This window comes from Oceanobacillus luteolus (genome assembly GCF_023715655.1).
Taxonomy (GTDB): Bacteria; Bacillota; Bacilli; order Bacillales; family Amphibacillaceae; genus Oceanobacillus; species Oceanobacillus luteolus.
Map to the genome: position 1 here is coordinate 47586 of NZ_JAMBON010000011.1, position 12226 is coordinate 59811.

General features: G+C 39.7%; 15 protein-coding genes. 4 read left to right on the forward strand and 11 right to left on the reverse strand.

The window, feature by feature from the left end; all coding sequences use genetic code 11:
• Positions 1-25: 25 nt before the first annotated feature.
• Positions 26-976 carry a ketopantoate reductase family protein gene (locus M3210_RS08990; protein WP_251513470.1) on the forward strand — a complete coding sequence of 317 codons (951 nt, stop codon included), beginning with the start codon at positions 26-28 and terminating at the stop codon, positions 974-976.
• Positions 977-1031: 55 nt separating this feature from the next.
• Positions 1032-2018, forward strand: coding sequence for a diaminopimelate dehydrogenase (locus M3210_RS08995; RefSeq protein ID WP_251513472.1), 987 nt, complete (start codon positions 1032-1034; stop codon positions 2016-2018).
• 45 nt (positions 2019-2063) lie between these two features.
• Here the strand turns inward: M3210_RS08995 and M3210_RS09000 are convergent, their stop codons facing one another.
• The 7 genes from M3210_RS09000 to modA all read right to left on the reverse strand — a co-directional run bounded on the left by M3210_RS09000 (position 2064) and on the right by modA (position 7065).
• Entirely contained in the window at positions 2064-2669 is a 606-nt protein-coding gene (locus M3210_RS09000) for a class I SAM-dependent methyltransferase (protein WP_251513475.1), read from the reverse strand.
• A 211-nt stretch (positions 2670-2880) separates the two neighbouring features.
• Positions 2881-3969 carry a 3-phosphoserine/phosphohydroxythreonine transaminase gene (gene serC / locus M3210_RS09005; RefSeq protein ID WP_251513479.1) on the reverse strand — a complete coding sequence of 363 codons (1089 nt, stop codon included), beginning with the start codon at positions 3967-3969 and terminating at the stop codon, positions 2881-2883.
• 146 nt (positions 3970-4115) lie between these two features.
• Complete coding sequence (locus tag M3210_RS09010; protein WP_251513483.1) at positions 4116-4784, reverse strand: uracil-DNA glycosylase; 669 nt, start codon at positions 4782-4784, stop codon at positions 4116-4118.
• A gap of 11 nt (positions 4785-4795) precedes the next feature.
• Positions 4796-4939, reverse strand: coding sequence for a hypothetical protein (locus M3210_RS09015; protein ID WP_251513486.1), 144 nt, complete (start codon positions 4937-4939; stop codon positions 4796-4798).
• 124 nt (positions 4940-5063) lie between these two features.
• Positions 5064-5678 carry an ATP-binding cassette domain-containing protein gene (locus tag M3210_RS09020; RefSeq protein ID WP_251513489.1) on the reverse strand — a complete coding sequence of 205 codons (615 nt, stop codon included), beginning with the start codon at positions 5676-5678 and terminating at the stop codon, positions 5064-5066.
• A gap of 14 nt (positions 5679-5692) precedes the next feature.
• Positions 5693-6364, reverse strand: a complete 672-nt coding sequence (gene modB, locus M3210_RS09025; RefSeq protein WP_251513624.1) for a molybdate ABC transporter permease subunit — start codon at positions 6362-6364, stop codon at positions 5693-5695.
• 5 nt (positions 6365-6369) lie between these two features.
• Complete coding sequence (modA, locus tag M3210_RS09030; RefSeq protein WP_251513492.1) at positions 6370-7065, reverse strand: molybdate ABC transporter substrate-binding protein; 696 nt, start codon at positions 7063-7065, stop codon at positions 6370-6372.
• A gap of 235 nt (positions 7066-7300) precedes the next feature.
• Between modA and M3210_RS09035 the strand changes: the two genes are divergently transcribed.
• Positions 7301-7612 carry a DMT family transporter gene (locus tag M3210_RS09035; protein WP_251513496.1) on the forward strand — a complete coding sequence of 104 codons (312 nt, stop codon included), beginning with the start codon at positions 7301-7303 and terminating at the stop codon, positions 7610-7612.
• Between the two features lie 36 nt (positions 7613-7648).
• A complete protein-coding gene (locus tag M3210_RS09040; RefSeq protein ID WP_251513500.1) occupies positions 7649-7981 on the forward strand; it encodes a DMT family transporter in 333 nt (110 codons plus the stop codon).
• A gap of 148 nt (positions 7982-8129) precedes the next feature.
• Here the strand turns inward: M3210_RS09040 and M3210_RS09045 are convergent, their stop codons facing one another.
• The 4 genes from M3210_RS09045 to M3210_RS09055 form a co-directional block, all read right to left on the reverse strand.
• Positions 8130-9623 carry a peptide MFS transporter gene (locus M3210_RS09045; RefSeq protein WP_251513504.1) on the reverse strand — a complete coding sequence of 498 codons (1494 nt, stop codon included), beginning with the start codon at positions 9621-9623 and terminating at the stop codon, positions 8130-8132.
• A 210-nt stretch (positions 9624-9833) separates the two neighbouring features.
• Positions 9834-9959: a hypothetical protein gene (locus tag M3210_RS20410; protein WP_285853682.1), complete on the reverse strand. Its 126-nt coding sequence runs from the start codon at positions 9957-9959 to the stop codon at positions 9834-9836.
• Between the two features lie 148 nt (positions 9960-10107).
• A complete protein-coding gene (locus M3210_RS09050) occupies positions 10108-11391 on the reverse strand; it encodes a GntP family permease (RefSeq protein WP_251513507.1) in 1284 nt (427 codons plus the stop codon).
• Between the two features lie 30 nt (positions 11392-11421).
• A complete protein-coding gene (locus M3210_RS09055; protein WP_251513510.1) occupies positions 11422-12198 on the reverse strand; it encodes a 3-hydroxybutyrate dehydrogenase in 777 nt (258 codons plus the stop codon).
• Positions 12199-12226: the final 28 nt, after the last annotated feature.

Sequence of the window (12226 nt, forward strand, 5' to 3'; positions counted from 1 at the left end):
TATAAGATTTGGGGGGATTCTAAAAATGAAAAAAATTCGTACCGTCTCTTTAATTGGCTTAGGTGCAATTGGAGCTGCATACGGAAGCAAGTTACATCAATATCTTGGTGATGATTTTACTGTTGTTGCGAACGAGGAAAGAATTTCCCGCTATCAACAAAGCGGAATAAAAGTATTGGAGGAAACATATAATTTTCGTTACGAAACACCTGAAACAGACAGTGGACCACGCGACTTAGTAATTTTTTCAGTGAAAAATGCAGAATTAAAGCAAGCTATTCAAGAAATAAAGCACCATATCGGCCCTGACACAATAATATTATCGCTACTGAATGGGATTTCCAGCGAAGAGGAGATATACGAAGCAACTGAAAATGCACATATCCTTCATAGTATGTGTGTAGGAATCGATGCTGTACGTGAAAATCAACAGATCCGATTCTCCAGCTTAGGTAAGATATGTTTCGGTTACCGAGAGGATTTTGGGACAGAAGAAGATGCGCAGGCAGTCAAAACACTATTTGATGCAGCTGCGATACCTTATGAAATTCCTCAAGACATTTGGCATGCAATTTGGGCCAAATTCATGCTTAACGTTGGTGTGAATCAGGTTTCTGCAGTAATGCGCGCACCATATGAATACTTTCATAAAGTCCCTTCCCTATACAGCTGGATGGAGGACGCGATGTATGAAGTCGTGGAAATTTCGAAAAAGGCTGGTGTCGGTCTTACGGATGAGGATGTTAAAAACTTTCGTCCAATACTGCACGCGCTATCTCCTAAGGGGAAAACTTCAATGCTCCAAGATATAGAAGGAAACAGGAAGACCGAGGTGGAATATTTTGCTGGTACGGTAGTTGAGCTGGGAAAGAAGTATCATGTTCCAACTCCAATTAATGAACAGCTGCTTCGCATGATCACAATCATGGAAAAAATGAATGCCCTGGACGTAAAAGCTTCTAGTGTTAACATTTGAGGAATCGTTTATTTTTCTGTAGAATGAACCCATAAAATAACAAGGAGGATTTTTCATGAGCAATCCAATAAAAGTAGGTATTTTAGGATATGGTAACTTAGGAAAAGGTACGGTAAAGGCTGTGAAACAAACCTCCGATATGGAGATCGTTGCCGTCTTCACCAGAAGAGATCCTGCTTCTCTTGAACTGGAGGATCCATCTATTAAAGCAGTACATATCGATGAAGTTGAAAGTTATAAAGATAAGATCGACGTTATGATTCTATGTGGTGGTTCGGCAACAGATTTACCAGGACAAGGACCGAAATATACTAAACTCTTTAATACCATTGACAGCTATGATACACATGCAAAGATTCCAGAATACTTTGAAGCAGTCGATGAAGCTGCCAAGCAAGGTGGAAATATTTCCATTATTGCTGTCGGTTGGGATCCGGGGTTGTTTTCCATTAACCGCTTAGTCAGTGAAGCGATTATCCCTAACGGAGAAACATACACATTCTGGGGTAAAGGATTAAGCCAAGGACACTCTGATGCAGTCCGTCGTGTTGAAGGTGTTAAAGCCGGAGTCCAATATACGATTCCATCAGATGAAGCGATGGAACGGGTTCGCAGCGGAGAAAACCCAACATTAGAAACAGCAGAAAAGCATCGCCGTGTTTGTTATATCGTTCCTGAAGAAGGCGCGGATACAAACGAAATTGAAAATACGATTAAAACAATGCCTAACTACTTTGCCGACTATCAGACAGAAGTTCATTTCATTACGGAAGAAGAACTGAAAAAAGAGCATTCTAAAGCACCTCATGGAGGATTTGTGATTCGCTCTGGAAAAACAGGTGAGGATAATAAACAGCTCATTGAGTTCTCCCTCAAATTGGAAAGTAATCCAGAATTCACTTCCAGCGTGCTCGTCGCGTATGCTCGAGCGGCACATCGTTTAAGTAAAGAAGGGGCAGTTGGTGCCAAGACCGTTTTTGACATTGCACCAGGTTACTTATCTCCACGTTCAGCAAGTGATTTAAGAAGAGATCTTCTATAGAACAAAATCAAGTACCCGTGTCATGTAAATATGACACGGGTACTTCTATTTTCGATAGATTAATATCCGCTCATCAGAATCATTTTTATAAAAACAATCAATCTTAATTTCTTGTATCAATTCAAAGGCAGTGTTTTTCTCAAGGTAATAGATATAATCTTCATGTGGATAATAAAGAATAATATCTACGGAACGTGGGTATTCCTCAACAGAATGAAGTATATTATTTACGACCTTTTGAAAGATTTGTACAGAAAACGGATTGAAGAAATAAAATCGATTGTCTCTTTCCGTAATTCGATATTCTTCCGCTAAACAAACTAGAAACTCTATGGTGCTGGTACTGTCAGGGAAATTTTTTTTATATTTCTCTAAATTGATCTGAGCGCCTTCAAAAAATTCATCCTTCATCTCAATACCTTTTACCGATGCTCCAGTGAAATGATGGAGAAAGAAATTAACTCTACCTTTGCCACACCCAAAATCAACGATATGATCGTTTTTATCAATAGGGTAGTGTTCTATTAACGTTTCCAATGTTTCATAGGATGTTGGTTCATACGGATTATAATGGGTATTGAACGATGGGGAGACGAAACGGTCCTCCCCCGTCCGTATCCCTAGTAACTTATCATATTTATATTGCTTCATTACATCGTCTCTTTTCATCAATCTATAATGGGAAATACAGAGATTCAAGACAACAAACAATCGTATTCGAAGCGGAACACTAATTATCATAAAGTCAAAGAATCTTTATCCCAGTCATCAACAACTCGGTATTCATCGGTGAAGATACATGGGTAGAAAATACCTTAAATTCGCAGTCACTGTTACCGCAAGTCCCATCACATAATCCTCATTACACATTTACTTTATGGCTGTTCTCGAAAATTTCCATTACTTCAACGAGTCTTTTCACACCTTCAACCGGCATCGCATTATAAATGCTCGCACGCATTCCACCAACCGAACGGTGCCCTTTCAACGTCACAAGTCCTGCAGCTTGTGCTTTTGCTAAAAACTCCGCATCAAGTGCTGCAGTCGAAGTTGCAAAAGGAATATTCATGAGCGAACGGCTTTCTTTTTCTACCGGACTTGAGAATAGCTTCGACTGTTCAAGATAACCATACAATATAGCCGCTTTCTCACGATTGAGTTCTTCCATTTTCTTCACACCGCCAAGCTCCTTTAACCATTCGAAAACAAGGGAAGCCATATAAATAGCAAAGGTTGGCGGAGTATTGTATAGAGAATTGCTATCACTGTGAGTCTTATAATCCAACATGACCGGGCAATTTTTTTTAGCTTTCCCAATCAAATCTTCCCGGATAATAACAAGGGTCAGTCCTGCAGGTCCTATATTTTTCTGAGCACCTGCATAAATGACTCCAAATTTCTTCACATCAATAACCTCTGAAAGAATATTCGAGGACATGTCTGCAACAAGTGGAATATCACCTGTGTCAGGTATATCGGAATAAGCAGTACCTTCAATCGTATTATTTGTTGTTATATGGATATAATCGTAAACTTGGTCGAATTGTACTTGATCCAGCTTTGGTATGTATGTGAATCCTTTATCCTCACTAGAGGCAATAACATCAATTTCTCCATATTTCTTTGCTTCTTGTATCGCTTTTTTCGACCAAGAGCCCGTATGGATATATCCAGCCTTCCCCTTTACCATCAAATTCAATGGTATCATGGAAAATTGAAGTGTTGCTCCACCTTGTAGAAATAGGATTTGATAATTATCAGGAATATCCATCAAATCACGTAAGTCCTTCTCTGCTTTTTCAATAATGTCGTTAAATAGACTAGATCGATGACTAAGCTCCATTACTGACATTCCAGAATCTGCATAATTCAATAGTTCCGCTTGCGCCTTTGCCAGCACAGACTGTGGTAAAACAGAAGGCCCTGCTGAAAAGTTGTAGACACGGTCCATTCATTCTCGCCCCTTTAGATGAAGTAATATGATTAAATTATGATAATTATCAACTATTATAAGTAATATAAAGACTAGTTGCAATGCAGCTTAATATCCATTATTTCTATACATCCTTCGCCTACATTACAAAATGTACACCATGTCTATGTCAAATTCCAATTAACCGGATGACGACCATTCGCTTTCAGAAAATCATTCGCTCTTGAAAAAGGCTTGCTTCCAAAAAAGCCCCGATTTGCAGAGAACGGGCTTGGGTGTGGAGATTTAATAATAAGATGCTGCGGATTTGTCAGTAAGGTCTCTTTTTCCTGAGCGTGACGGCCCCAAAGAATAAAGACAACCGGATCCGATTTTTCATTTACAAGTCCTATCACTTTATTTGTGAAGTTCTCCCAACCTTTCCCCCGATGGGAAGCGGGTTGCTTCTCCCTGACGGTCAGAACAGTATTTAATAAGAGTACACCCTCATCAGCCCATTTCTTTAGATAACCATGGTCAGGGGGTTCGATACCTAAATCATCTTGAATTTCTTTATAAATATTCCTTAAAGAAGGAGGAACCGCCACACCCTTTTGAACGGAGAAACTTAAGCCATGGGCTTGATTAGGACCATGATAAGGATCTTGCCCAAGAATCACAACCTTCGTCTCTTTATAGCCTGTATAATGTAACGCATTGAATATGTCGTCCATTCCAGGATAAATTGTCCTGCTGCAGTATTCCTCCTTCAGAAATTGTCTCAAATTCTGATAATACTCTTTTGAAAACTCCTCTTCCAGTAACGGAGCCCAATCATTGTTTAACACCGTCATCACAATACCTCCTAAAACCAATCAAATAGCTTCCGAATCGAACGGCCAAATATCCGGGGCAGATATAAAATGATTTCCCCAATTGTAAGAATCCAATCAAACCTTTCGATACGGTCCTCTATTTTTCGTTTCCTCTTTTGCTTCCTTGCTCCCAATATATTCCCTCCATTCCTGAGAGTAGTGTAAAACTGTGCGTTTACAGAAAACCAGTTCCTGACCGAATCATTACACCTAAATTTCAAACATGCCTCTAATACTATTCAATAGAAGCAATCCGGTTCAAATCACCAACTTCCCATCCTCCATTGTATATATCACATCTCCTAACTTTTCAGCTTCACGTTTACTATGCGTTACGAGAATTATAGGTATCTTCCATTGAGTATGGAGCTCGAGAAGTTGTTGATGAGCAAGATCTCTCGTGTCATCATCAAGTGCAGCAAACGGCTCGTCCAACATAAGCAACCTCGGTTCCGTTGCGAGCGCCCGCACTAATGCAACCCGTTGTTTTTCCCCTCCTGAAATCTCATGGGGATAATATTCTTCCAAATGCTCTATTTGCAGCTCCTTCATAAGTCTGCGGGTGAGCTTTTCGTCTTTCATTCCATATATGATATTTTTTCCTACAGTCATATGAGGAAATAAAGCATAATCTTGAAAAAGATAACCGATTTTCCGCCTTTGAATCGGGAGGGAACCGGCAGAGGAAAAGAATGTTTGTTCATTTAATAAAATATTTCCTGAATCCGGTTGTATAATTCCTGCAATACAATTTAAAAGACTTGTTTTTCCAGAGCCCGATTTCCCGACAAGTACCATGATTTGACTCTGGAGAACGAATTTAGCTTCCAATTCAAAATGAAACAAACGTTTATTTATATCAACTTGCAACATATTATTTCCACCCATCACTTATGAAATCGCTGCATGCTCCGTTTATTCCACCAATTCAGCCAGAGTAGTGCAACAAATCCTACCATACTAATGATTGTAACCCAAATTCCCGCGGTTGCCATGTCCCCGCTCTCAACTGCAAAGTAAATGGCTAAAGGTATGGTTTCGGTCACTCCGGGAACAAAACCAGCCACCATCAACGTTGCACCGAACTCACCTAGGGCACGCGCAAATGTCAAAACAAGACCCGCCAATAAACCTGGCCAAGCAAGCGGTAAAGATATCGTCCAAAATACACGGATACGAGAAGCCCCCATTGTATAAGCAACCCTTTCTAAATTGGAGTCATATTGTTGAAATGCCGCTTTTGCGCTCTGAAACATCAACGGAAAGGATACAACAATGGCTGCCAAGACGACAGCATACCAAGTGAATACAATTTGTATGCCAAAGAATTCACTCAAGATGTTCCCTAAAAAAGCATTTCTGCCAAAAAGATATAATAAACCAAATCCAACAACCGTTGGCGGTAAGACCATAGGTAATAAAAACAATGCTTCTACAACCGTCTTCCCCAAAAAATTCCGCCTAGAAAAAGTCCAAGCAAGGAAAACACCGAGCAAAAATACAATTATCGTGGCAACACTTGCTGTTTTCAGAGATATCCATAAAGGAAAAAGATCCATATCCATTAGGGATTACCTCCAAAGCCATAATGTTTGAACACTTCCTGTGCCACATCAGTTTGCAGAAACTGTAAAAAACCTGTAGCTTCTTCTACATGTTCCGAATTCTTTATTACTGCTCCAGGATAAATAATTTGTGTATGTAGGCTAGAATCTATTGTGGCCACCACGTGTAATTGTTCTGACACTACTATATCACTACCGTATACAAGCCCATAGTCTGCATTTCCCGATTCAACATATGCCATTACCTGTCGGACATCCTTTGCAAATACAAATTGGTTCTCCCACTCATCCCATATCTCCAGTTCCATCAACGCTTCCTTAGCATATTCTCCGGCAGGGACACTTTCCGGGTTTCCTATCGCAATTCGATTTACATCTTCCCAATTAAAATATATTAGATTATCAATAGAAGGAACATCATCCTTATTCGTCACCAGTACTAAACGATTTTGTAGGATGTCTTTTCGGGTTTCTTTTATAATGAGGTCTTTTTCTTCTAAGTTATCCATCCAGGTGATATTACTCGATAAAAAAACATCTGCATCCATCCCTTGTTCCAACTGACGGGCAAGTGTGCCCGACCCACCCAACTGAAAAAGAACTTCGACATCGCTTTCCTTTTCATAAATCTCCTTTAATTCCATTAATGCATCTTGTAAACTAACGGCAGCCGCAACATTCAATGTTGTCTGCACCTTCCCCTCCCCCGCTTGGGAGCAACTTGTTAAAAAAATTGCAAAGAACAGCAACCATATATTTAGTCTCTTCAACTCCATCACCATCGTCGCTTCATTATTTATATACTTTCATTATAAGATTTTTTCTAATTGTTGTAAAAATCATAGAGCCAAAGAGGAGCGTCAACACTGCAGAATGCATATGAAAAAGCTATAATTGTTTAGAACAGCAAGTATTGGAAGGTGTATACAGTTGAATGCATACGTACTGCTTATCATTTCCATCTTAGGTGAAGTATTTGGCAGTTCTTTACTGAAACTAACAAATGGTTTTAAGCGAATAATCCCGACTCTAGGAGTCATCATTGGGTATTCAATCGCTTTTTATAGTCTATCCTTGACACTCACAGAATTGCCGATAGGTATGGTTTATGCTATCTGGGCAGGAGTAGGGACAGCACTAACCTCATTAGTAGGTGTTTTAGTCTATAAAGAGATTTTTAATATGAAAAAATTAACTGGAATCTTTCTTATTATCGCAGGGGTTGTTTTACTAAACATTTAAAGTATAGACAGGATGAAAAGAGGTTGATCTTTTGTCATGAAAGGTTTTGCTTTACTCATCATTTCAATTATAGCAGAAGTTTTCGGCACCTCCATGTTGAAGTTATCCGATGGTTTTACAGTACTCGCTCCGTCTATCGGGGTTGCTGTCGGCTATGGTGTTTCATTTTACTTATTATCCCTGTGCCTCCGTACCCTTCCTCTAAGCCTCGTATACGCCATTTGGTCGGGAGCTGGGACGGCATTAACTGCATTAGTCGGTTTTATGTTTTGGAATGAAGCACTAGACCTTGTGAAGTTACTTGGTATCGCGCTTATCATCGGTGGCATCATCGCTTTAAACACAAGTGATTCCCCTGTAAAAGACTGATACCGGGCTAAATATAGGAAGTTGTTCATCTGGAGATAGCCTTCTACAATCGAACGGCTCTCAAACATATTCCTTTTTTTTATTACAATAAAAGCCTTAAATATAAATAAAAAGCCAACCAATTTGAACTGGTTGGCTTTTTATTATATTAGTTGATACCACGCATATATTTCTTCAACTTCGGTGCAAGAAGCATTAATCCAATCCCTAACAGGATTGCAAATCCACCAATGGCACCAAAATAAACAGCTTCCGTTTCAGCAGAATAGAAACGTACCACTTGTGCGTTGATCGCTTGCGCAGATGCGTTGGATAGATTCCAAAGACTCATCATTTGAGCCGCAAACGCAGCGGGAGCAAGTTTAGTTGAAGCGGATAATCCAACAGGAGATAATAGTAACTCACCAAGAACAACCAAGAAGAAGCTCATTACAAGCCATAGAGGGCTAACCAAGGCTTCCGCTCCAGCAAATACCGCCGGGAAGATCATAATAATAAATGAAAGACCCGCGAAAATCAAAGCTAACGAGAACTTCTGTGGAGTACTAGGCTGACGATCTCCTAATTTAACCCATAGCCAAGCGAATACCGGTGCAAGCGTAATAATAAACAATGGATTCAACGATTGGAACCATGAAGATTGTATTTCAAAGCCTAGAAAACTAAGTTCTACCCGTGTATTCGCATATGTTGCAAGGATGTTTGAACCTTGTTCCGCAATCGCCCAGAACATCATTGCAGCAATAAACAAAGGTATATAGGCTATTAAACGTGAACGCTCATCATCTGTAGTCTTTTTACTGCGATACATTACAATGAAGTAAGCAGCTGGAATAATAATTCCTAGAATACTGATAGAGAAGATGACACGCTCAATAGTTAGTATGCCAATAGAAAAACCTACCCATCCAAGTAGACCAATTATTAAAGCACCAAAAATAAAGATTCTACCGTATAAGCCCTTATCTCGCGCAGAGAGTGGGTTCGGCACCTGCATCCCTGCAAGACCCATAAATTTTTTACGAGTGAATAAGTATACAACTAACCCAGCAAACATACCTACTGCCGCAATACCGAAACCAAGATGGAAGCTATACTTCTCACCAATCGTACCAACAATTAAAGGTGCAAGAAAACCACCCATGTTGATACCCATGTAATAGATGCTGAATCCGGAATCACGACGTGGATCTGTCTTCGTATATAGTTCTCCAACCATTCCACCAACATTCGGCTTTAGTAAGCCTGTCCCAATGATGATGAAAAGCATGGAAATTAATAATGCAGTGAAACCACCTGGCAACGCTAAAATAATATGACCAATCATGATCAATACGCCGCCATAAAATACCGTCTGGTTCATTCCAAGTACTCGGTCGGCAATCCATCCGCCAATAATACCTGACATATATACTAAGGAACCGTATATCGCCATAATCGAGTTAGCTGTAGTTAGCTCGATTCCTAGTCCTCCTTGATAAATTTCATAATACATATAGTAGAGTAATATGGCGCGCATCCCGTAATAAGAGAATCGCTCCCAAAACTCTGTAAAAAACAGTGTAGATAAACCTTTAGGATGTCCAAAGAAACCTTTTTGTGGCACAGTTTTCAGTATGGCATCCCGCTCTTTCGAGTCCATTGATGTAAGCCTCCTCTAAGTTGTAAAGTTGTGACTATTTAACTGACAACGCTGTTGCCTAAAAAAAGAACAACATTCAATATTTTATCCAAAGTAGGAACATTGTAAAGATAATTTGAAAACCAACAAAACCAATATCTAGAAAAAAAAGAATACGGTAGCAGAGTATGCATCTATTTTGCCGCATTCTCTGAATCCGTATTCCCTTTGTCAGGACTGTACCTTTTTCGGTTGTAATATTTGATAAACCAATCCTTTATATTTAATATCCAACAGTAAGGCAAAAATAAGACCAACCACAGCAATTACAACTAGATTCGATTTCTTTTGATTCAATTTTGACAACCTTTCTTCTTACCACGATGGTGTATTTCTAAACCGGCTTTTCCTTTTAATGATACCATTTTACCATCTTTATCTCTTATGTAAACAAACCTGTATGGTTAGGACGAACCCAGTGTGAAATAAATCTAAGATAATTATTTTAGTAAATCCCCAAGGAAGCTAAAATAATCGCAACGACAACGGAGAGGATTGGAATTGCAACAGAAACAACAAAGATGTCTTTGTAGCTGTCCTTATGTGACATAGCCGTTATTGTAAGTAACGTCAAAACTGCACCATTATGCGGTAACGAGTCAAGACCGCCTGAAGCTAGTGATGCAATCCGGTGGAAAGCTTCCGGGGAAATGCCTGTCTCCAGTGCAAGTTCATAATACTTGGAACCAAGCGCTTCAAGAGCAATACCCATACCACCAGATGCCGAACCAGTAGCTCCCGCCAAAATATTGACAGCAATCGCTTCAGAAATAAGCGGATTTCCTTTGATTCCGAGTAACAGCTCGGTGAGTCGATCAAAACCAGGAACAGCTCGAACAACTGTACCAAATCCTACAGCAGCACTCGTATTGATAATCGCTGTAACAGAACCCACAGCACCACCGTTCATTGATTTGATAAATTTTTTATATTGTGGAATATTTAATATCAAGATAAGCAAGATTCCAGAAATCAGAGCTAAGACAATATCCCATTTAAAAAAGTTCAATGTAACTAGTACTGTGACCAACGGTAAAATAGATAATATGACATTTGGGGTTTCTTGATCATTTTTTACATTATTCTTATCATCTGGTTCAGTATATCTCTCGCCATTTGCAGTTAATTTTTTCTCTCTCCATCTTAAGTACAAATAGCCACCAACACCCATAATTAGCGCAGCAGTGATCCCCATAATTGGTGCTGCGGTAGGTCCGGTATTAAAATATTGCATCGGTATCAGGTTTTGGATTTGTGGTGTACCAGGGATAGCCGTCATCGTGAAAGTAAATGCACCAAGAGCAACGGTCCCAGGAATGAGCCTTCTCGAAATGTTCGCTTCCTTAAATAAGGATAACGCTAATGGATAGACAGCAAACACAACAACAAACAAACTGACTCCACCGTAAGTTAATACAGCAGACGCAACCAAAACACTTAGAATTGCTCGTTCTTTTCCAATTAATTTAGTTAGAGAGGCAGCAACCGAGCTCGCCATCCCCGTATCTTCCATTAACTTACCAAAGACAGCACCAAGCATAAAAACAGGGAACCATTGTTTAGCGAATCCTACAAAACCTTCCATGTAGGTATCTTTATAAGCGTCGAGAAGATCAAGTCCCCCCGTTAGTGCAACAACCCCTGCCGCTATCGGCGCCACCCAGATAATCGACCAGCCTCGATAAGCAAGTACCATTAAAACAATTAAACCGAGTATAATACCTAACATAAAACCCCTCCCGATTCTATTTCTAAATCTTTATTGTGCCGTATATCCAGCATCAAGCACAACCGCTTGACCGGTAACTCCTTTTGCTTTATCACTGGCAAGGAAAGTAGCATAATCCGCAATTTCTTGAACATCAAGTAAACGCTGTTGTGGAACCAACGGATAAAGAACTTCTTCAAGCACATTTTCTAATGGCACATTTCTGTTTTTTGCAAGGTCTTCGAACTGACCACGGACAAGTGGAGTATCCACATAACCCGGGCAAATTGCATTGACCGTAATTCCATACTTTGCAGATTCCAATGCAGCAACTTTCGTTAAGCCGATAAGCCCATGTTTCGCACTGTTATAAGCAGATTTACCAGCAAAGCCAATCAAGCCATTGATGGATGCCATATTGATAATTCTTCCTGACTCTTGTTGTTTCATAATAGGAAGGACATGCTTGGTCGCCATGAACGGGGCAATCAACATCACCTTAGTCATAAATTCAAATTTTTCTGTTGGGAATTCTTCAATCGAAGCTACATGCTGCAGTCCCGCATTATTGACCAAAATATCTAACCTGCCATACATTTCTACTGTTTGATCAATTGTTTCCTGCAGTTCATTCTCCTTCGTCACATCACATTTAAATCCAACAACGTCATAGCCCTCGGAAACTAACTTTTCAGCAACCTCTATAACCTTTTCTTCGTTAATATCTGTTAACGCCACTTTTGCACCATTTTTTGCAAATGTTACTCCTATCTCATAACCAAGACCACTTGCAGCACCTGTAATATATGCAACCTTTCCTTTTAACATAAAACTTCCTCTCCCTTAACTCTATTTT